Below are 20,000 nucleotides of genomic sequence, written 5' to 3'. Positions count from 1 at the left end.
ACTTTAGGTATTAGAATCGAGCTTCACCTTTCCCCTATTGGTATTCGCAGGTAATCAGGATGAGCATCTCGAAAGAAACGGAAACAGATCTCGACGAAGAAGCAGCCCGCCGCGCCCTCGATTTCTACCTCAACCCCACCCCCACGCCCCGCGACCTGGAGCGTTCGCTGTGGACCTTGCGCGAAGGCGTCAGCAACGCCCAGGCCTGTGACCATGCCATGGCCCTGCTGCGCTGCGCGTCGGCCACGGCACAGGAAACCGGCAACCATCTGCAGGGCACGACGCGGGAAGTGGTGTTTGCGCTGATGCACATGGTCAACATGGCCCGCGCCCTGCTGGAGCAGTGCCACGCCACGGAAAAGGCATCGATGTGAAGGGAGAACGTGATAGCCGACGAACGGCAAAAGCCCCGATTGCCGGGGACGAGGCGTGCGTCAGTTAGATATTTTTTAGCAAATCGCGGAAAAATCATTTGACTGGCAAATGATAACGATTATTATTGCACTCGGCAGGTCGCGAGACCCGCTGGATAACCTGCAACGTCCTCAGGTCGGACGCTCAGATTATCTCCTCATCAGGCTAATCACGGTTTTTGACCCGGCTTTTTGCCGGGTCATTTTTTTTGGCTCTTCAGGCTAATGAAGATCGTTGATGGCGGCGATGATAGCAAAACTGTGTCAGGACGTGAATGCTCATTACAAATCTTTGCGGAATCAGCACTTGAGAATCAATCTCGTTTAGCCTAGGCTTTGTACGAAAAGGAGCCGAGCGGCGATCAGGCAAGGCGAAAACAGGCGAGGAAGCGGAGTTTACGGGTTGTAAATGAGCATTCCGAGCCTGTTTTCAACGCAGCATGATCGTCGCGCAGGCCCTTTTCGTACAAAGCCTAAGCTGATTTCGCGTCAAGGAAGACGCCCCCACCCCTTTCCTTAATGAGCAAGGAGCTGTCCATGACCCGCCTGCTGCTGCCCCTCGAGCACGACCCGCACACCGCCGAACAGCATGGCGATGACGCGCTGCTGCATGCGCTCAAGCGTCTGCCGCGCCGGGTCCAGCAAGTGTTCCTGCTCAACCGCCTCGACCAGCTGGGCTTCGCCGCCATCGCCGAACGCCTGGACCTGCCGCTGATCAGCATCGAACGCCATATGAACCAGGCCCTGCAGACCGCCCGCGCCCCAGGCGACGCGCTGGCCAGCATCGCCGGCCAATGGTACGTGCGGCTGCAGAGCCCGCAGGTGACCGCCAGCGAGCGCATCGACTTCCGCCGCTGGCTGGATGCCGACCCCGACCACCTGCGCGCCTTCCACGAAACCGAACTGCGCTGGCGCAGCCTGCTCGCCCCTGCCCGGCAATTGGGCCACGACGGCTGGTACCGGCAAGGGCGTGCGGCGCTGTCGCTGGGTGGCTGCTCGATTGCCGTCGGGCTTGGTGTTGCCGCCCTCGTGGCGCTGGGGCTGTTGACCTGAACCCGGTAGCCCGCACCCACGCCTCAGCCACGCTGCTCCGAGTCAATTTACCTGCGCACCCCCGCCGCCAAGCGGTGTAGAGTACGGACACAACAACGCCAACAGGAGGCTGGCAATGACCGTGACGCTCTCCCCGCTGCACATCGACTGCGATTTCGACTCCGGCAACATCCTGGTCCTGGACGCCAGCGACCCTGCGCACGTCCACCTGAACATCCGCCCCGATACCCACAGCGACCACTTCCAGTGGTTCCACTTCAAGGCCAGCGGCCTGACCCCGGGCCAGGTCCATCGCTTCAGCCTGGACAACGCCCACCAGTCCTCCTACAAGAACGCCTGGACCGGCTACCATGCCATGGCCTCGTACGACCAGCAGACCTGGTTCCGCGTGCCCAGCCAGTTCGACGGCAAGGCCCTGAGCTTCGACTTCAAGGCTGAACAGGCGCAGGCCTGGTTCGCCTACTTCGAGCCCTACCCGCGCGCCCGGCACAACCAGCTGATCGAGCGCGCCAAGCAGATTCCCGGCGTCGAGCTGCTGGCCAGCGGGCGCAGCGTGCAAGGGCGCGACATTCCCCTGCTGCGTGCGGGCAGTGGTGCGACCGGCAAGCGCAAGCTATGGATCATCGCCCAGCAGCACCCGGGCGAGCACATGGCCGAGTGGTTCATGGAAGGCGTGATCGACGCCCTCGAAGCCAACGGCCCGGTCATCCAGCAACTGCTGGCCAAGGCCGACCTGTACCTGATCCCCAACATGAACCCGGACGGCGCCTTCCTCGGCCACCTGCGCACCAACTTCAAGGGCAAGGACCTCAACCGCGCCTGGCAGGACGCCAGCGTCGAACTGAGCCCCGAAGTGTTCTTCGCCCAGAGCCAGATGAAGCTGCATGGCGTGGATGCGTTCATCGACGCCCATGGCGACGAGGAGATCCCCCATGTGTTCACCGCGGCCTGCGAAGGCAACCCCGGCTACACGCCGCGCCTCGCCAAACTGGAAGAGCAGTTCCGCAGCACCCTGTGCAGCCTGACCCCGGACTTCCAGACGAAATACGGCTACACCCGCGACGAGCCGGGCCAGGCCAACATGACCCTGGCCTGCAATGCCGTGGGCCAGGCCCATGACTGTCTGTCGCTGACCCTGGAGATGCCGTTCAAGGACCACGACGATGCGCCGAACCCGCGCACCGGCTGGTCGGGCGAGCGCTCCAAGGCGCTGGCCGGGGCGGTGCTGGAGACGTTGCTGAAGATGGTCGGCGATCTGCGCTGAGCAACCCGGTCCCATTGTGAGAGCGGCCCTTTCGCGACACAAGGCCGCTCCCACAGGTGTGGTGTTACTCAGAACTGCACATCCAGAATCACACTGTCGGTATAGGTCGCCGCCGGCGGCGTGGCCTGGTCGGTGTACACCTTGGCGTTGTAGTTGAACACCTGGCTCCCGGTCCCGGTCCCCGCCCCGGGGTTCACCTCGGCATCGCTGCTTGAGCGCCGCGCCGCGCCCACCGAGCCCCAGCGCACCGCGCCGGCGCTCTTGAAGATATCGTAGGCCAGGTAGTTGTTGGCGCTGGACTTCATACGCCGCCGCCCGCCCGAGACATTCTGCCCGTCATCCAGCCCCACCGTGTAGTTGCTGCCTTTGGTGCACGACACGCTCACGCTCTGGTTCACCGTGCCGAATCCGGCCACCACCGGCGCGCTGGCGAAGCTGATGTTGGGCGTGGTGATCTGGCAGTCGTTGGTCACAGTGAGGCTGACCAGCAGGGTCTGGTTGCCGCTGCCGATGTCGCGCCCCAGGCAGATGGCACCGATACCAATCCCCGAGCAGTAGTTCCAGCTCCAGGCGATGTTCAGGGTTTCCTGGTACAGGCCGGCGGCGACATTGGCACCGACCACGGTCTTCAGGTACAGCGGCACGGCTTTGGGCGTGGTGCCGTTGAGCAGGCCCAGGGCATCGATGATGCCATTGCGGGCGAAGTCGAACTGCACGCCACGGCTGATCGGATAACTGGTGGTATTGTCGGCGTAGAGCGTATAGGGGATCACATCGCCGGTCGGGCCCACCAGCCCACTGCTGGACGAGGTGAAGGTGGCATAGAAATGATCATTGCTGGTCAACAGCGACAACAGCGAACCGGTGCACTGCAGGCCGGCATTGGTGGTCGAGGCACTCTGCACGGTGGTGCGCACCAGCGTCGAGTTGACCGAGCCGAAGGCCGCCGGCGCGGTGGCCACCGACGCGCACAACGCCCAGGCCGCTCCCGGCAGCGACAGCAGACCCGCCAGGCATCCGCGGATCAGCCAGTTCATCGGCACTCCAACGGGCCGATCAGCGGAATCGGCCCCTGCCCTTCAGGCAGGTCGAAGGCTACCTGGCACTGCCCGCCATCGGCCTTGTCCACCTGCAAGCGATTGTGCGGTGCCAGGTTCTCCAGGTAGACCAACCCATCCCACCCCACCACCGCCTCGCCGCCGCTTTCCTGATGGCGTACCCGGCTGCCCAGCTTGAGTTCCTGCTGGTCAGCATCGACCAGCACCAGACTCGCCGCCAGCACACGCTTGAGCGGGAACTCCAGCAGGTAGCCGCTGCCACGGCGCACCGCCACGCGTTGCTCCACCTGCGGCGCCAGCACATCGGCAGGCAGGTCCATCGGGTCGATCTCGTACTTGCCGCGGTAGTAGCCGCTGCTGTACGGCACCAACAGGTGGCCGTTGCGGTCGGTGCGACCGATCTGCTGGTTCTCGTAACGCACCGGCACGTCGGCGTAACCGCTGGTGCTGACCACCACGAAGGCGTCGTCAATGCGATTGGCGGCGAACAGGCCTGCATCCATCAGCACCAGCGAGCCACTGGCGTCGGCCCAACGGGTCATTTCGCCGCTGCTGCCGTAGGCGCCCACCTGCAACTGCACCGACTGCAGACGCCAGGTCAGGTCGGCCTGGCGGTAGTCGTCGCGGTTGCCGCCGGTGGCATAGCCCAGGTTGTAGCCCACCCCGCCGCCCACCGGCACCGCCTGGCTGTAGTTGACTCGCTGCAGGTCCTGGCCGTCCTTGCTGCGCTCGGCGCTGAAGGCCAGGGTGCCGCGCAGGTCGAAGGGGATCACCAGCTGCGCCTGCACCGCCCACTGGCTGTCACCGACCTCGCGGTTGGCCGACAGGTACAGGCTGCTGTTGCGCCACAGTGGCTTGCTCCAGCTCAGGTTGATCAGCCGCGTGCGCGTGCCGTCGCCGGCGCGTACGTCGAAATAGCCGGCACCAAGGCTGCCGTAGCGGTCCAGGTTGAGGCTCAGGGTGGCCTGCTCGCTGCGCTGGCTCAGGCGGGTGAAGGGGCTGTCGACCAGCGACAGGTCGGCGTAGTCGCCGTGGCGCTGCACGCGCTGGTAGTTGAAGCCGATGCGCCGGCTGTTGTACTGGTAGCCCAGCGCCAGCTGCTGGCCCGTATCGCCTTCGAAACGGCTCTGGGTCAGCGCCGCGTTGAGCACGCCGAAGGTACCCAGGCGCAGGTTGCCACCCAAGCCGCCGAGCATCAGCGACTCGGCGCTCTCGGCATGGGTTTCCAGGGTGAAATAGTCGGACACCCCGTGACGCAAGGTCGCCGAGGCGACCCCCGGGCCATAGGCGAAATCACGCACGGCGTAGTCGCGGCGCAGGCTGCCGGCGGCCACCGAAAAGTCCGACAGCCCCTTGGTCAGCAGGCTACTGGTGACATAAAACGGCAAGGTGGTCGACACCTGCCGGCCGAGGGCGTCGGTGGTCACCACCACCGCTTCGCCGGCGCCATTGATGAACGGCACGTTGGTCAGGGTATAGGGACCCGGCTGCAGTTCAGTGCTGCTGCTCTTGTAGCCGTTGATGAACAGGTCCAGCGAGGTCGGCACGGCAGCTTCGCCGGCAAAGGCCGGCAGCGGATAGGTGACCAGGTCGGGACGGGCGCCGAAGTCGCGGGACAGTTGCAGGCCGCCTACCCGCACCGAGGTAGTCCAGGGCAGCGCGCCGGTCACCAGGTCGCCCGCCTCATAGGTGAGCAGGCGCTGCTCGTCGGTGTAGCGGAAGGTGGTGTCGTAGCGCAGGAAACCCTGCCGACCCTGGGCCTGGGCGCCATTGAACGACTGGCGCCACTGCCCGGTGGTGGAGAAGGTGCCCCAGTCGTCGAACAGGCGCAGCTCGTTCCAGGCGGCCAGGTAGCTGCCGCCCTCGTCGGTGTCGTTGAGGTAGGCGTCGTAGTTGAGCAAGGCGCCGAAGCTGCTGCGGGCGTCACTGGCCGGGTACAGGTTGCGCTCGCCGACCTGCTGGTCGGGTAGCCAGGCCGGCGGCACCTGCAGCAGCAGGCGCTGGTTCTGGCTGTCGTAGTCGCTGTGCAAGCCGGGGATCTCGTCCAGGGCCACTTCGCCCTGGGGTTCGCCCGGCAGCCTGATGCCCGCCTCGCGCAAGACCTCGCTGGCCAGGTACAGGCGCCCGGCGCGCTGCTGCACCGGCACCAGCTCAGCCTTGGCCACCTGGTTCACCTGCAGGTCGAGGTACAGCGTGGCGTCGGCGATGGCGGCCTGTTCCGAGGGTGGCGGCGGCAGCTCGTCGGCCACGCCCAGGCCGGGCCCCAGTACCGCCAGGCCCAGGCACAACCGGTGCGTTGCCACCCACACCCAGCTCACACACGACTTCCAACCATTACCGGGTCCTCCCTGGCCCCTGTGATCCGTTCAAGCGCGGCTTATTGCCCCTGTTTGATGGCCTGGGCCACCTCCTGGCCGTTGACCCGTCCCTTGAGCACGCTGGCCGCGCCCGGCGTGGCCGGTGCCGGCCAGCGCATGCTGGCGCCGGGCAGCACGTAGCCGAGCAGCCCCTCTACCAGCGGCCGGTCCTGGCCGGCCTGCTGCAACACCACGTCGGTCAGCCGCGCATGCACCGGCCCCGTGTTGCGCAGCTCGACATAGGGCTTGCCCTGCACCGTCACCGCGCGCCAGCTCAACTGCGGCTTGCCCACGCCCTCTGCGCTGCGCCTGCCCTCTGGGTCGGGCTTGCCCCACAGCCCCTCGCCGTAGACGAACAGCGGCACCGAGTAGCGCATCTGCAGGCGGATTGCCGCTTTCGGCCCCTCGCTGGCGGCATCGGTCGGCAGCGGCGAAGGGATCTCGTCGATGATGATGCGGTAGGCCTGCTCCTGGCCCGCGGGCGAGCTGCCGGTGCGGGTCAGGCGGATCAGTTGCTTCTGCCCCGGCGGGATATTGGCCACCGGCGGGCTGCCGATGATCTCCCGCTGGGCCTGGAACTGCTCCTGGTACTCGCCCTGGCGCCAGGCGAACACCCGCACCTGCAGGCTGGTCGGCGCAGAACCACGGTTTTCCAGCCACAGCGCGCCGGCCTTCTGGTCGGCCTCCAGCACCGGGTCGATCGGCCAGATCAGCACCGAAGTGGCCGCGAAGGCCGGTGCACTGGCCAACAGCAGCAGCCCGATGACCCCACGCGCCCAGTTAGCGCCTGCCCCCATGCCCCTCTCCTTCTCTGTTATCCGCAGTGGCCTTTCACCAGGTCACCGTCACTTGCACGACATCGGTGTAGGTCCCCGCCGGCAAGGTGCCGGTCAGGGTGGTACGGCCATAGACCGGCAACTTGATCGCCGTCGGGTCGCTGTAGCTCACCGCCACGCTGCTGCCGATGCCCAGGCTCTGGCTGAACGCGGCGTCGCGGTACAGCTGGTAGGCCAACAGTTGCGCCCCCCCCGAACGCTTGAGATTGCGCGTGCCGCTGGCGCTGTTCTGGCCGCCGTCCAGGCTCATGCTCAGGGCCACGCCGGGGGTGCACTGGAAGGTCACGGTGCTGCCGCCGAGCGAAGTGCTCAGGGTGGCGGTGGACAGCGCCGAGCTGGTGCCGTAGTCGAGCACGCCATAGGCGGTCACGCCGCCGACCACCAGGCAGCCGGCGACGATCTGTGCCGTCACCTGGAAGGTGCTGGTGGTCACCGCGTGGGCACCCTGCGTCAGCGCCAGGCACAGCCCGACGGCCAGCAGCCGCACCGCGCCCGGCATGGCTCAGAAACTCAGCTCGACCGCCACCGTGTCGGTGTACACCCCGGCCGGCAGGCCGGCCTTGCCACGGGCCTGCCCGTAGAGGTTGACAGTCTGCGCCACGCCCGTGCTGGTCGGCAGGGTGATGGTGCCGTCGATCGCCAGTAATTGAGTGTGCCCGGCGTCGGTGTAGAAGTCGTAAGGCACGAAATTGCCCGCGCCATCGGCCAGTGCCCGGGTGCCCCCGGCAGACTGCGAGTCATGGGCGCCGGCACGCACCTTGATCGTCGGCACCGTGCCTGCCGAGCAGAGAATGCTCATGGCCCCGCCTCCGCCGCCGAGCACCTGGCCATTGGCGGTGGTGAACAGCGAATCCTGGGTGCCGAAGTTGAGGCTGCCGAAGTTCAGCCCCGAGCTGCCGCCACTGCCGTTGACCTGGCAGGCGGCGGTCAGCGTCAGGGTCGAGCTGATGGTGCCGGTCACGGTGGCCGCCTGGGCCTGGGCGGCCAGGGCCAGACCAAGACCGGCGAAGATGTAGCGGGTGAGGTGCTTGGGCATCGGAGTCTCCTTGCGTGTTACCAGTCCAGAGTCACCCTGAGGGTGTCGCGATACAGCCCGGCGGGCAGCGCGCGCGGTTGCGCGACCACCACGCCATAGATGGGCACGGGCACCTGCTGGGTGCCGCTGATGGTGAAGGTACGGGCCTGGCCGATGCCATAACGGCTGTTGCCGCCCGGATCGATGGCCAGTTGGTAGGGAATGAGCTCGCGGCCGTTGCGCAGGCGGCGCACGCCGTCGCCACCGTTCTGCCCGCCGTTGATGCGCACGCTGAAGGCACGCACCTGCGGCGAGCAACTGATCTGCAGGCTGCCCTCGCCGCCGGCCTCGTCGACCCGGCTGGTCAGCGGCTGGTCCCAGGTCGGCCCGCGGGCACCGAAGTCCATCAGGCCCGGGTTGCCCAGGGTGGCCGGTTGCGGGTCGCTGCTGATCTGGCAGGCGGCGCTGATCACCAGCCGTGCCTGGATAAAGCCGGTGGTGGTGCCGTGGGCCGCGCCGCTGGGCAGCAGCAGCGGGCCGAGGGTCAGTAGCAGGATCGAACCACGGTGCAACACGTCCATGAGCATGCAGCCTCCCTACCAGGTGACCGTAACTTTGAGCAGGTCGGCGTACAGCCCGGCGCGGGGGGCCCAGGCCAGCTTGTCGATCCGTGCGTAGAGGGGCAGCTCCACCGAGCCGCTGTCCGGTACCCGCGCCGATTGCGCCACGTCCACCGCCAGCGGCTGATGCCAGGCGGCATCACGGTACAGCCGGTAAGGTATCGGCCGGGCCAGGGCATCGGGGCTTACGAGGTAGCGCACTTCGCCGACGCCGCCGTGCTGGCCGCCATCGACACGCACTTGGTACGGGGTGTCCGGGTTGCACTCCAACCGCGGCGGGCGCTGTGCGAGCAGCACGCCACTGACCGGCGCAGCCGGGCCATCCAGGCGCGCCGCGCTGCCCAGGTCGATGCGCCCCAACGCCTGCGAACCGGCGTCGCGTTGCTGGTTGACCAGCATGCAACCACGCTGCACGCGCACCTGCACTTCGACGAGGAAATCCGCTGCCATGGCGTTGCCACTCAACCACAGGCCCAACAGCAGGGCCACAAAGCGCTCCGTCACCGGTCGATCCTTGTGCGTATGGATTGAGCTTGAGCGTAGCAGCGCGATTGGATCCGAGCCGGGGAAGGCCTACCCCTCTTTGGCATTAATGAAAATGGCAGGGCTGAACCTGTGCTTGCCGGTTTGTGTCACCGGGGCTGCCGCGCAGCCCATCACCGGCAGGGCTCAGAAGGAAATTTTCCGGTCTGGAACGAAACCTCGGCGCCCGCCCACTTTCCAATGACCAGACTCCGGCATGGCGGCCACCATTCTGGTACCGTTCATCCGCAATATTTTGTGCTAGCGCATGACTCATGCATGGACGGAACCTACAGGAGAGTCCCGTGACGACCGACCAGACCCCGCTCGACCAGGCGATCGAGCGCTGCGCCCAGGAGCCGATCCAGGTTCCGGGCAGCATTCAGCCCCAGGGTTTCCTGCTGGCTGTTGACGAGAGCACGTTGCGCGTCCTGCAGGCGAGCGAGAACGCCGAGCGATGGTTCGGCATACCCGCAGGCGAACTGCTCGGCCAGGCCTTCCCGGATCTGGTCAGCGCTGACTTCGACCTGAGCGGCCAGCTGGGCTATTTGCCGCAAGGAGACGTCTTCCCTTTTCACATTGGCGACGTGCACTTGCGCCAGGACGCACCCAGCCAGTCATTGCTGCGCGTGCTCGCCCATCGGCATGATCAGGTGCTGATTCTCGAATTCGAATCGAGCCATAAGTCCGAGGGCGTTTATCAGGGGGACTACTATCCGTTGGTGCGCGCTTTCGTCAGCACCTTGCACAAAGCCACCAGCGTCGAGGAACTGCTGCAGCATTCGGTGCGGCAGATCAAACGCCTCACCGCCTTCGGACGGGTCAAGGCCTACAGTTTCGATCCCGAGGGCAACGGCACGGTATTGGCCGAAGAGGCCGACCCTGGCTATCCAAGCTATCTGGGGCTGAGCTTCCCTGCGTCTGACATTCCTCGCCAGGCCCGGGAGTTGTACCGGGTCAATCGCATCCGCCTGATCGAAGATGCCAACTATCAGCCCTCTCCCTTGCTGCCGCCGTTGAACCCGATGACCGGCAAGCCGCTGGACATGAGCTTTGCGGCCCTGCGCAGCGTGTCGCCCGTGCATCTGCAATACATGCGAAACATGGGCACCCTGGCCTCCATGTCGCTGTCCATCGTGGTCGACGGTCGACTATGGGGGCTGGTGTCCTGCCACCACGAGCGCCCCCGACCGGTGGACTTCCAGACGCGCACCGCGTGCGAATTGCTTGCCAGTGTCCTGTCGCTGCAGATCGAGTCACGCGAATCCCACGACCGCACCCGTACCCTGCTCGAGCTGCGTGAGCGCATCGTACGCATGCTGGCGGCGATGGCCGATCGTGACAGCGTGAGCGAAGGCCTGCTCGACCAGCCCGAAGTGCTGCTGGCCTTCGCCGGAGCCAGTGGCGCAGCCATCATCAGCGCCGAGCGCTGCGACCTGATCGGAGACACACCTTCTGCGGCGCAGGTCAATGCCCTGGTGCACTGGCTGGGCGAGCGCGGCGAAGAGGAGGTGTTCCATACCGATAACGTGAGCCGTGACATCGAAGCTCTGCCGGAGCTCGCCAGCTGTGTCGGCGGAGTACTGGCCGTTGCGATCTCGCAGTTGCACTCGCATTACCTGGTGTGGTTTCGCCCTGAGCAAACCCGCCTGGTCAACTGGGCCGGACGGCCGGACAAAGCGATCAGCCCCCAAGGACACCTCAATCCACGCCACAGCTTCGAACGCTGGGAGGAGGAAGTGCGTGGTTTCAGCGCCCCCTGGAGTCCCCTCATCGTCGATGGCGTGCTCGAACTGCGCATGGCCGTATTGGGCATCGTCCTGCGCAAGGCCGAGGAACTGGCGCAACTGGCCGGAGAGCTCAAACGCTCCAACAAGGAACTCGAAGCCTTCTCCTATAGCGTCTCCCACGACCTGCGCGCACCGTTGCGGCATATCGCCGGCTATACCGAGCTGCTGAGCGAAATCGAGGGCGAACACTTGAGCGAACGCGGTCGACGCTTCCTGTCCCACATCGATGAGGCCGCACATTTTGCCGGTTCACTGGTGGACAACCTTCTAAACTTCTCGCAAATGGGACGCTCGGCGCTGCGCTTGGCGGACGTCGACCTCAACACCCTGGTCGATACCATCCGCCAGGAGTTCGAGCCCGATTACCAGGGGCGCGAAATCATCTGGATGGTCGCCTCCATGCCCAAAGTCATCGCGGATCCGGCGTTCATCAACATGGCCCTGTACAATCTCATCGCCAATGCCATCAAATACAGCCGTGGACGCCGCCCCGCGCGTATCGAAATCGGCGCCGTGCAGCACGAACTGGAGACCGAGGTGTACGTGCGCGACAACGGCGTGGGCTTCGACATGGCCTATGCCAACAAGCTTTTCGGTGTGTTCCAGCGCCTGCATCGCATGGAAGAATTCGAAGGGACCGGCATCGGCCTGGCCAGCGTGCGTCGCATCATCGAGCGCCACGACGGCCGGGTCTGGGCTGAAGGCCAGGTCGGCCAGGGCGCCAGCTTCCATTTCACCCTTCCTCGCCATCAACCGCATTCCTGAGGCGTCTGCACCTATCATGCTCAAACCCATTCTGCTGGTCGAAGATAACCCCAGGGACCTGGAGTTGACCCTCCTGGCACTGGAGCGCAGCCAACTGGCCAATGAGGTCATCGTGCTGCGCGATGGCGCCGAAGCCCTGGACTACCTGTTGCGACGCAACACCTACGCCGAGCGTGACGATGGCAACCCGGCGGTGCTGCTGCTTGATCTGAAGCTGCCCAAGGTTGATGGCCTTGAGGTACTCAAGCAAGTGCGCGATACCGCCGAGTTGCGCAGCATCCCGACGGTCATGCTGACCTCCTCGCGAGAAGAACCCGACCTATTGCGCGCCTACGAACTGGGCGTCAATGCCTACGTGGTCAAGCCCGTGGAGTTCAAGGAGTTCGTGGCAGCGATCTCCGATCTGGGCGTGTTCTGGGCGGTACTCAACGAACCACCGCCCGGCTCGCTGCGCCTGAACAGGCGCGGCAGCAATTGAGTCAGCTGGCAATGCAAGGCGCACCACTCAGCCTGCTGCTGGTCGAAGACAGCTCGATGGACGCCGAGCTGACGCTTTTGTGCCTGGAACGCAGCGGGCTGCAGGTCCAGTCACGGCTGGTGTTCGACCATGTCGGCGTCGAGCATGCCCTGCGCGAAGACAGCTACGACCTGATCCTGTGCGACTGTGTGCTACCGGGCTCATCGGGCACTGATGTACTGGCCATTGTCCAGCGCCTGGCACCGGACATACCGTTCATCTTCCTTTCCGGCATCTATGGCGAAGAGCATGCGGTCGAGATGATCCGCCTGGGCGCCACCGACTACGTGCTGAAGAAGAACCTGCCCCTGCTGCCCAAGGCAGTGCACCGGGCATTGACAGAGGTACACGAGCGCCAGCGTCGGCGCCGTGCCGAGGAGGCACTGGCCGACGTCGAGGCCCGGGCGCGCATCGCCATCGACGCGGCAGGCATGGGCAGCTGGGATTTCCGCCCGCAGGAGAACCTGCTGCTGTGGGATGACCGCTGCAAGACGCTGTTCGGCCTTCCCACCGAGACGCAAATGACCCTCGAGGTGTTCTACGACGGTATCTTCCACGAAGACCTGGCAAGGGTCCGCGCAGCCGTTGAGCAGGCCATGCGCCCGGACAGTGACGGCCTGTACCGCGCAGAGTTCCGTATCGCCCAGCCCAATGGCCTGGAGCCTCGCTGGCTGCTTTCCAGCGGCCAGAGCCAGTTCGTCGACAACCGATGCGTTCGCTTCTCCGGGGTATTGCAGGATATTCACCAGCAACGCCAGGCCACGCGCGCCTTGGAACAGCTCAACGAAATGCTGGGTGAGCGGGTCGAGCAGCGTACCCGGGAACGCGACCGCGCATGGGAGTTGTCCCAGGACCTGCTGGCAGTACTGAACAAGGACCTGACGCCGGTCACCCTGAACCCGGCCTGGGAAGCCAGCCTGGGCTTCACCCGCGAACGCCTGGGCCAGACTTCGCTTCTGCAACTGGTGCTCGAAAGCGACCAGCAGGCACTACTCGCAGAACTGGCCGCGTTGTCCTCGGGTAACACCAGCGCCCGCTTCGTCGGGCGTATCCTGCATGCCAATGGCCAACCACGCTGGCTGTCCTGGGTGGTGGTTCCTGATGACAGCCTGCTGTACGTGGTCGCCCGGGACATAACCAGCGAACGCGAAGCTACACTGGAACTGGCCAAGGCCAACGAGAACCTGCGCGAACAAATTGCCGAACGCGAACGCATAGAGGCAACACTGCAACAGATGCAGCGCCTGGAAGCTGTCGGCCAGCTCACCGCAGGCGTGGCGCACGACTTCAACAATCTGCTGACGGTCATTCTCACCGGCGCCAGCTTTCTCCAGCGCGATCTGGACAAAGGCTCACTGGACAAGGCCCTCACCCGCCTTCAGCACATCCGCGAAGCCGGTGAGCGCGGAGCCAAGCTGACTGCGCAATTGCTGGCATTCTCCCGCAAACAGCGACTCGAACCGGTGCCAGTGAACCTCAACCGCACCCTGTCCGGGTTGGAGGAGCTGTTGCGACGCACACTGGGCGGCAACATTTCGGTGCGGCTGGACCTGGATACCCGCCTTTGGCAGGCGTTGACCGATATTACCCAGACCGAAATGATCATCCTCAACCTTGCCATCAATGCCCGTGACGCGATGCCCGACGGCGGTCAACTGACGCTGGCCACCCGCAACGGCCGGATCAGTGCCCGCCCTCTGCGCCCGGAAGACCCGGATCCGGGCGAATACGTTGTACTGTCGATTCGCGATACCGGCTGCGGCATGAGTGAAGAAGTGCTGGCCAAGGTGTTCGAGCCCTTCTTCACCACCAAGGACATCGGCAAGGGCTCAGGCCTGGGGCTGGCCCAGGTGTTCGGCTTCGCCAAGCAGTCAGGCGGTGGCGTGCGCATCGATACCGCGCTGGGGCGCGGCACACAGGTCAGTGTCTACCTGCCCGCGGTGCATCAACCGGAGGCGCCGGCAACCCAGGAACAAAGTACGCAGGCTTTGCCGGCGCGGCCTGCCGGCAGGCGCAGTGTGCTGCTGGTGGATGACGACCATCTGGTACGGGAGATGATGAGCGACGTTCTGCTGCGCCATGGCTATCAGGTGCGTCAGGCGCACAGCAGCGAGCAGGCATTGGCACTGCTGAACGATGAAATAGAGGTGCTACTCACCGATTTTGCCATGCCGGAATTCAATGGTGCGCAACTGGCGCTGGCTGCGCGTCAGCGCTTCCCTGACCTGCCCGTGGTATTCCTGACGGGGTATGCCGAGTTGCAGGGGCTGGAACTGCCCGGCAGCCTGGTGATTCAGAAACCGGTAAGCGAGCAGGCTCTTGCCCAGGCACTGGCCGAGCTTCTGGAAAATAGATAGGCAGAAACGAAAAAATCGCCGAAAGGCGATTTGGGGAGAGTGTACAGCTTGAAAATGGCAGGGGCGGCTGGATTCGAACCAACGCATGGCAGGATCAAAACCTGCTGCCTTACCGCTTGGCGACGCCCCTGTATCGGATCTGGCAAGTGAATCAATCACCGCCTCACTGACAACTCCTTGCAGCACCGTGAGTTGCTGCTTGGGAATGGCCGGCACTTTAACAACCTTTTTTCGAAGTGGAAAGCTTTTTTTTAAAAAAAACGCAGAAAAACAGCAGGTTACTTGTAGCGAACCTTTTCGCGGGGTTTTTGCCCGTGAGCGACCAGGACGACCATTCGTCGTAATTCCCCCGCCTCGCTTCAACACAATTACGTTCCTCCCTTCCAATCAGATAGACCCCGTCGGCGCATCACAAGGAGGACGCCATGCCCGTTTCCCACGACCTCTACCAGGACTTGCACTACCCTCGCGAGATCGTCCAGCAGCGACGCCAACGCGACCCGCAGCTCGACCGCCTGCTCGACGAGTACATGGACATCGACAACCAGGTCCTGGCCGCCGAGTCGATCTCGGCGGGCAACTTCCAGGACGACGACTTGCGCCATCTCAAGGAGCGTCGCCTGGCGATCAAGTACATGATCGAACGCCAGCTGGAGCACAAGGCATGACCTATCGCATTTCACGATCATTGCCCGGTGGATTCTCGATTGGTCAAAATGCACGGCGTCGCGCAAGCTATGCCCTGCCCCAGTTCCGCTCCGAGGAGCCTGCCACTTGCCCACCTGGATTCCCGCACCCTTGCGCCTGCTCGGCCAGCGTTTGCGCCACGAACCGCCTGCGGATACCACCCTTGCGGACAATTTCCAGGACCGCGCGACCGAACGCGGCTACACCCTGAGTGACGGGCAACGCCGGGTGATCACGGCGATGGCCGCGCAGCTGGCCGCATTCGAGACAGGCCAGGCACGCAGCCTGTACCTGTACGGCGCGGTCGGGCGCGGCAAGAGCTGGCTGCTCGATGGTTTCTTCCAGGCCGTGCCGACTGCAGCCAAGCGTCGCCTGCACTTTCACGACTTTTTCGCCCGCCTGCACCAGGGAATGCATCGCTATCGAGCGCTGGACAACGCCCTAGGGGCAACCCTCGACGAGCTGCTGGGGGATTGCCAGGTGTTGTGCTTCGACGAGTTCCACGTCCACGACATCGGCGACGCCATGCTGCTCACCCGGCTGTTCGATGCCCTGTTCGCCCGTGGCGTGCTCCTGCTGGTCACCTCCAACTACGCCCCTGAGGGACTGCTGCCCAACCCGCTGTACCACCAGCGCTTCCTGCCGGTGATCCGCCTGATCAACAGCCGCATGCAGGTGCTGGAGGTGGACGGGGACACGGATTTTCGCAGCCTGCCGGCCAACCGCGCGCATCAGCGATTTACCCAAGGGCATTATGTCTGGCCGGGCAATTCGCAGCAGCGCGAGCGCTTGCGGCTACCCATGCCGCAGCCGCTGCAACTGGAGGTCAACCAGCGCCCATTGCGCGTCCTGGCCAGCAACGAACGCCAGGTCGTGTTCAGCTTCCACGACCTGTGCGAACAGCCTACCGCGGTGATCGACTACCTAGCCCTGGCCGAGCGCTACGACCACTGGATCATCGAGGGCCTGGACGATCTGGCCGAGTGCTCGCTGGCGGCGCAGCAGCGCTTCGTCAACCTGGTGGACGTGCTGTACGACCAAGATCGCCAAGTGACGGTGATCGCCAAGCGGTCACTGGAACAAAGCCTGGGTGGGGCGCTGGCCGACCTCATGCGCACCCGCAGCCGGCTGGGGCAGTTGCACCAGGCCGGTCCGACCTGACCCTGCGCTCCGACAAACCCACTCCCACGTCATGTTCTGCCCCTGAGGATTGCGTGAGAGCGGGCTTGCGCCGCGATGACTTCAACTCGCCCTGGGCAGATCAGACAGCACCCCCTCGATCTCCGCCAGCACCGCCGGATCGTCCAAGGTCGAGGGCGGCACGTAGTCCTGCCCATCGGCGATCTTGCGCAGTACCGCCCGCAGGATCTTGCCCGAGCGGGTCTTGGGCAGGCGTTTCACCAAGCGCACTCGGTTGAAGCAAGCCAGCGCGCCGATCTGCTCGCGCACGCTGGCCACCAGCTCACCCTGCAACTGCGTCTCGCCAATGCCCTGGCCGTCCTTGAGCACCACCAGCGCCAACGGCACCTGGCCCTTGATCTCGTCGTGCACACCGATCACCGCGCACTCGGCCACCGCCGGATGACGCGCCACCAGGTCCTCCATTTCGCCAGTCGACAGCCGATGCCCGGAGACGTTGATCACGTCATCGGTGCGTCCCATGATGTAAACGAAGCCGTCCTCGTCCAGATAACCGCCGTCGCCAGTGTGGTAATAGCCCGGGTAGCTGTGCAGGTACGCCTGCAGGTAGCGCTCGTGATCGCCCCACAGCGTCTGGCTGCACCCCGGCGGCAGCGGCAGGGCGATGACGATCGCGCCCTGCTGGTTGGGCCCCAGCGGCTTGCCGTCGTCGTCCAGCACCTGCACGTGATAACCCGGTACCGCACGGTTGCTCGACCCAGGCCGCGCCGCGCTGCCTTCAAGGCCAACGCAAGGCGCGGTCACCGGCCAACCGGTCTCGGTCTGCCACCAATGGTCGTGCACCGGCTTGCCGCTGACCCGCTCGAGCCATTCATGGGTACTCGAATCGAGCTTTTCCCCGGCCAGGAACAGTTGGCGCAACGAGCCCAGGTCATGGCGACGGATCAACTCGCCTTCCGGGTCTTCTTTGCGAATCGCGCGCATGGCGGTGGGCGCACAGAACAAGCCGTTGACCTTGTACTGCTCGACCACCCGCCAGTAGGCCGAGGCATCCGGAGTACGAATCGGCTTGCCCTCATAAAACACCGTGGTGCAGCCGCTCATCAGCGGCCCGTAGACAATCAGTGAATGACCCACCACCCAACCCACATCGGAAATCCCCCACCACACATCACCCGCCTGCATGCCGTAGACATGACGCATGGCGTAGCACAGGGCGACTGCGTTGCCGCCATTCTCGCGCACGATGCCCTTGGGTTTGCCGGTGGTGCCGGAGGTGTACATGATGTACAGCGGGTCACCCGCGTCGAGCGCCACCGGCGCTACCGGCTCGACGCCAACCAGCGCTTGCTGCCAGTCCAGGTCGCGCCCGGCCTGCAGCTCGGCGCGCGCCTGCGGACGCTGCAGCACCAGTACATGCCGCGGCTGATGACGGGCCAACTGCAGGGCGCGATCGACCAGGGGCTTGTATTCAATCACCCGGTCGAATTCCAGGCCGCAGGATGCCGTCAGCAGCAGCGTCGGTCGAGCATCGTCGATGCGCAGGGCGAGCTCGTTGGCGGCAAAACCGCCGAACACCACAGAGTGCACCGCGCCGATGCGGGCGCAGGCGAGCATGGCCATCGCCGCCTGGGGCACCATTGGCATGTAGATGATCACCCCGTCCCCCTTGCCCACGCCCAGCGAGCGCAGTAGCCCGGCCAGGCGCGCCACCTCGTCGCGCAGCTGGTGGTAGGTGAAGGTCTGCTGCACGCCGGTCACGGGCGAATCGTAGATCAACGCCATCTGTTCGCCGCGGCCCTGCTCGATCTGATGATCGAGGGCCAGGTGACAGCTGTTGAGGCGCCCATCAGCGAACCAGCTGTGGGTGCCGTCGGCGTTCTGCTGCAGGGTCAGGGTAGGCTTGCGCTGCCAGGCCAGCTGTTCGGCCTGGGCCTGCCAGAAGGTGGCGGGATCGGTGATGGAATGGGCGTAGCTGTGCTGATAAGTCATTGGTTCGCAACCCGGTACTTGTTGTTATTGAAGGGCGAACCCTGAGTATGGACCGGCGCGGCCCGCCCGCCATCGGACTTAAGTCGCAACCCATATGCAGATTTGCCGCACCTGTCTGCTTACAATGGCCACTCATCAAGACAGAACAGCCTATGCATACCCTCGACGACCTACGCGCCGGCCGCCTGCGCGGCATCACCCGCCTCAATCTCTGCCAGGACTTGATCGATTTCCCTCGGGAGATCTTTAACCTGGCCGACAGCCTCGAGGTACTGGACCTCTCCGGCAACAGGCTGAGCGAACTGCCCGAAGACCTGCACCGCCTGACTCGCCTCAAGGTGTTGTTCTGCTCCAACAACCGATTCACCCACCTGCCTCACGCCATTGGCCGTTGCCAAGCCCTGCAGACAGTGGGTTTCAGGAACAACCGCATCACCCGGGTCGACGCCCAGGCGCTGCCGCGCTCGCTGCGCTCATTGGTGCTGACAGAAAACGCACTGGAGCAATTGCCCGAGGCCTTGGGCAATTGCCCACAGCTGCAGAAGCTGATGCTCGCCGGCAACCGGCTCACCACCCTGCCTGAGGGCCTGGCCAATTGCGTACGGCTGGAGTTGCTGCGCGTGGCCAGCAACCGGCTGGACACCCTGCCCGACTGGCTGCTGCGCATGCCGCGCCTGGCTTGGTTGGCCTACGCCGACAATCCCCTGCCGCCAGGTTTTGTCGCCCCTGTAACGCAGGAGAACTGCCCCTCCCTTCACTGGAAGGATATCCGCCTGGAAGAAGAGCTTGGCCGTGGTGCCTCTGGAGTGATCCACCGTGCGCACTGGAACGGCCAGGCGGCACCGGTGGCGGTCAAGCTGTACAAAGGCGCGATTACCAGCGATGGTTCGCCGCTGGCGGAGATGAGCGCCTGTATCGCCGCCGGTGACCACCCCCAGTTGGTACGCCTGGCCGGGCGCATCGACGACCACCCGCAGCAGCTTCCGGCGCTGGTGATGCAATTGATCGATTCGCACTGGTCGAACCTGGCCGGCCCACCCAGCCTAGACAGCTGCACCCGTGACCGTTACCCCGGCACACGAGAACTGACCTTGCCAGCATTGCGACACCTCGTTGCCGGTATTGCCTCGGTCTGCGCCCACCTGCACAGTCGAGGCTTGAATCACGGCGACCTGTATGCCCACAACATCCTGTTCGATGCGAATGGCCAGTGCCTGCTGGGCGACTTCGGCGCCGCCTCGTTCCATCCACAGGACGACAGTCTCCCCGCACGCGCGCTCGAACGCCTGGAAACAAGGGCTTTCGGCATTCTTGTCGAGGAACTGCTGGTGCGCTGCGACAAGCCCGATACAGTGTTAGGGGAACTGGCTGAACGCTGCCAGCAACCCGATGTACTAGCCCGTCCATCTTTCAACGAACTGGCGACACAACTCGCGTAAAGACCTGTGCGGCCCCTTTCCGACCGGTCCGACGCCTCGGCAAGGCCGCTCCTACCGGGAGCGCGGCGTTCGCGCCTGGAACGCGGAAAAGACAAAACCCCTACCTGCTCGCGCAGATAGGGGTTTTGCGAAATGAATCTTGACGATGACCTACTCTCACATGGGGAAGCCCCAC

17 protein-coding genes and 1 tRNA gene are annotated in these 20,000 nt (G+C 64.7%); 9 read left to right on the top strand and 9 right to left on the bottom strand.

The features are described 5' to 3' along the window. The first annotated feature begins 59 nt into the window (after positions 1-59). The 3 genes from AC25ND_RS17965 to AC25ND_RS17955 all read left to right on the top strand — a co-directional run bounded on the left by AC25ND_RS17965 (position 60) and on the right by AC25ND_RS17955 (position 2,730). Positions 60-374 (top strand): DUF6124 family protein, encoded by a 315-nt coding sequence (locus tag AC25ND_RS17965; RefSeq protein WP_062573438.1) that lies wholly within the window; start codon positions 60-62, stop codon positions 372-374. A gap of 576 nt (positions 375-950) precedes the next feature. Continuing rightward, a complete protein-coding gene (locus AC25ND_RS17960; RefSeq protein WP_028692518.1) occupies positions 951-1,466 on the top strand; it encodes a DUF4880 domain-containing protein in 516 nt (171 codons plus the stop codon). A 115-nt stretch (positions 1,467-1,581) separates the two neighbouring features. Then, complete coding sequence (locus AC25ND_RS17955) at positions 1,582-2,730, top strand: M14 family metallopeptidase (RefSeq protein ID WP_182323228.1); 1,149 nt, start codon at positions 1,582-1,584, stop codon at positions 2,728-2,730. A 68-nt stretch (positions 2,731-2,798) separates the two neighbouring features. Here the strand turns inward: AC25ND_RS17955 and AC25ND_RS17950 are convergent, their stop codons facing one another. The 7 genes from AC25ND_RS17950 to AC25ND_RS17920 form a co-directional block, all read right to left on the bottom strand. Further along, positions 2,799-3,767 carry a Csu type fimbrial protein gene (locus tag AC25ND_RS17950; RefSeq protein WP_028692204.1) on the bottom strand — a complete coding sequence of 323 codons (969 nt, stop codon included), beginning with the start codon at positions 3,765-3,767 and terminating at the stop codon, positions 2,799-2,801. After that, on the bottom strand, positions 3,764-6,097 hold the full coding sequence (locus AC25ND_RS17945) for a fimbria/pilus outer membrane usher protein (protein WP_197866620.1): 2,334 nt from the start codon (positions 6,095-6,097) through the stop codon (positions 3,764-3,766). The genes AC25ND_RS17950 and AC25ND_RS17945 overlap by 4 nt, the downstream gene beginning before the upstream one ends. Before the next feature lie 68 nt (positions 6,098-6,165). Continuing rightward, positions 6,166-6,942, bottom strand: coding sequence for a fimbrial biogenesis chaperone (locus tag AC25ND_RS17940; protein WP_069017070.1), 777 nt, complete (start codon positions 6,940-6,942; stop codon positions 6,166-6,168). 34 nt (positions 6,943-6,976) lie between these two features. Further along, the gene (locus tag AC25ND_RS17935) at positions 6,977-7,480 is read right to left on the bottom strand and encodes a Csu type fimbrial protein (RefSeq protein WP_028692207.1); all 504 of its coding nucleotides are present in this window, start codon (positions 7,478-7,480) and stop codon (positions 6,977-6,979) included. Between the two features lie 3 nt (positions 7,481-7,483). Next, positions 7,484-8,017 carry a Csu type fimbrial protein gene (locus tag AC25ND_RS17930; RefSeq protein WP_028692208.1) on the bottom strand — a complete coding sequence of 178 codons (534 nt, stop codon included), beginning with the start codon at positions 8,015-8,017 and terminating at the stop codon, positions 7,484-7,486. Positions 8,018-8,034: 17 nt separating this feature from the next. Continuing rightward, positions 8,035-8,568, bottom strand: coding sequence for a Csu type fimbrial protein (locus AC25ND_RS17925; RefSeq protein WP_028692209.1), 534 nt, complete (start codon positions 8,566-8,568; stop codon positions 8,035-8,037). A 24-nt stretch (positions 8,569-8,592) separates the two neighbouring features. After that, positions 8,593-9,120, bottom strand: coding sequence for a Csu type fimbrial protein (locus tag AC25ND_RS17920; RefSeq protein WP_028692210.1), 528 nt, complete (start codon positions 9,118-9,120; stop codon positions 8,593-8,595). 323 nt (positions 9,121-9,443) lie between these two features. On the opposite strand from AC25ND_RS17920, the gene AC25ND_RS17915 reads away from it, so the two are divergent. The 3 genes from AC25ND_RS17915 to AC25ND_RS17905 are packed head-to-tail and all read left to right on the top strand — an operon-like array spanning position 9,444 to position 14,567. Continuing rightward, positions 9,444-11,693 carry an ATP-binding protein gene (locus AC25ND_RS17915; RefSeq protein WP_062361077.1) on the top strand — a complete coding sequence of 750 codons (2,250 nt, stop codon included), beginning with the start codon at positions 9,444-9,446 and terminating at the stop codon, positions 11,691-11,693. A gap of 16 nt (positions 11,694-11,709) precedes the next feature. After that, complete coding sequence (locus tag AC25ND_RS17910) at positions 11,710-12,171, top strand: response regulator (RefSeq protein WP_028692212.1); 462 nt, start codon at positions 11,710-11,712, stop codon at positions 12,169-12,171. 11 nt (positions 12,172-12,182) lie between these two features. Further along, positions 12,183-14,567 (top strand): hybrid sensor histidine kinase/response regulator, encoded by a 2,385-nt coding sequence (locus AC25ND_RS17905; protein WP_062361075.1) that lies wholly within the window; start codon positions 12,183-12,185, stop codon positions 14,565-14,567. Between the two features lie 55 nt (positions 14,568-14,622). On the opposite strand, the gene AC25ND_RS17900 is transcribed toward AC25ND_RS17905, so the two are convergent. Next, positions 14,623-14,697: transfer RNA gene (locus AC25ND_RS17900), tRNA-Gln, on the bottom strand. Between the two features lie 295 nt (positions 14,698-14,992). Here AC25ND_RS17900 and AC25ND_RS17895 point away from each other — a divergent pair. Beyond that, positions 14,993-15,235, top strand: coding sequence for a hypothetical protein (locus tag AC25ND_RS17895; RefSeq protein WP_028692214.1), 243 nt, complete (start codon positions 14,993-14,995; stop codon positions 15,233-15,235). A 106-nt stretch (positions 15,236-15,341) separates the two neighbouring features. Then, the gene (gene zapE, locus AC25ND_RS17890) at positions 15,342-16,415 is read left to right on the top strand and encodes a cell division protein ZapE (protein WP_182323224.1); all 1,074 of its coding nucleotides are present in this window, start codon (positions 15,342-15,344) and stop codon (positions 16,413-16,415) included. Positions 16,416-16,496: 81 nt separating this feature from the next. On the opposite strand, the gene AC25ND_RS17885 is transcribed toward zapE, so the two are convergent. Next, positions 16,497-18,386 (bottom strand): propionyl-CoA synthetase, encoded by a 1,890-nt coding sequence (locus AC25ND_RS17885; protein WP_028692216.1) that lies wholly within the window; start codon positions 18,384-18,386, stop codon positions 16,497-16,499. A 152-nt stretch (positions 18,387-18,538) separates the two neighbouring features. Here AC25ND_RS17885 and AC25ND_RS17880 point away from each other — a divergent pair, with 152 nt between their 5' ends. Beyond that, positions 18,539-19,825, top strand: a complete 1,287-nt coding sequence (locus AC25ND_RS17880) for a leucine-rich repeat-containing protein kinase family protein (protein WP_062361070.1) — start codon at positions 18,539-18,541, stop codon at positions 19,823-19,825. Positions 19,826-20,000 lie beyond the last annotated feature (175 nt).

This window comes from Pseudomonas sp. P110(2024) (assembly GCF_057480795.1).
The sequence above is the reverse complement of the archived record's forward strand: the minus strand, read 5'-3'. Positions and strand labels throughout refer to the sequence as shown.

Bases quoted from the DNA above. Each gene is read 5' to 3' on its own strand.
- AC25ND_RS17965 (WP_062573438.1), top strand. From the start codon at position 60: ATGAGCATCTCGAAAGAAACGGAAACAGATCTCGACGAAGAAGCAGCC.
- AC25ND_RS17960 (WP_028692518.1), top strand. From the start codon at position 951: ATGACCCGCCTGCTGCTGCCCCTCGAGCACGACCCGCACACCGCCGAA.
- AC25ND_RS17955 (WP_182323228.1), top strand. From the start codon at position 1,582: ATGACCGTGACGCTCTCCCCGCTGCACATCGACTGCGATTTCGACTCC.
- AC25ND_RS17950 (WP_028692204.1), bottom strand. From the start codon at position 3,767: ATGAACTGGCTGATCCGCGGATGCCTGGCGGGTCTGCTGTCGCTGCCG.
- AC25ND_RS17940 (WP_069017070.1), bottom strand. From the start codon at position 6,942: ATGGGGGCAGGCGCTAACTGGGCGCGTGGGGTCATCGGGCTGCTGCTG.
- AC25ND_RS17935 (WP_028692207.1), bottom strand. From the start codon at position 7,480: ATGCCGGGCGCGGTGCGGCTGCTGGCCGTCGGGCTGTGCCTGGCGCTG.
- AC25ND_RS17930 (WP_028692208.1), bottom strand. From the start codon at position 8,017: ATGCCCAAGCACCTCACCCGCTACATCTTCGCCGGTCTTGGTCTGGCC.
- AC25ND_RS17910 (WP_028692212.1), top strand. From the start codon at position 11,710: ATGCTCAAACCCATTCTGCTGGTCGAAGATAACCCCAGGGACCTGGAG.
- AC25ND_RS17905 (WP_062361075.1), top strand. From the start codon at position 12,183: ATGCAAGGCGCACCACTCAGCCTGCTGCTGGTCGAAGACAGCTCGATG.
- AC25ND_RS17895 (WP_028692214.1), top strand. From the start codon at position 14,993: ATGCCCGTTTCCCACGACCTCTACCAGGACTTGCACTACCCTCGCGAG.
- AC25ND_RS17885 (WP_028692216.1), bottom strand. From the start codon at position 18,386: ATGACTTATCAGCACAGCTACGCCCATTCCATCACCGATCCCGCCACC.
- AC25ND_RS17880 (WP_062361070.1), top strand. From the start codon at position 18,539: ATGCATACCCTCGACGACCTACGCGCCGGCCGCCTGCGCGGCATCACC.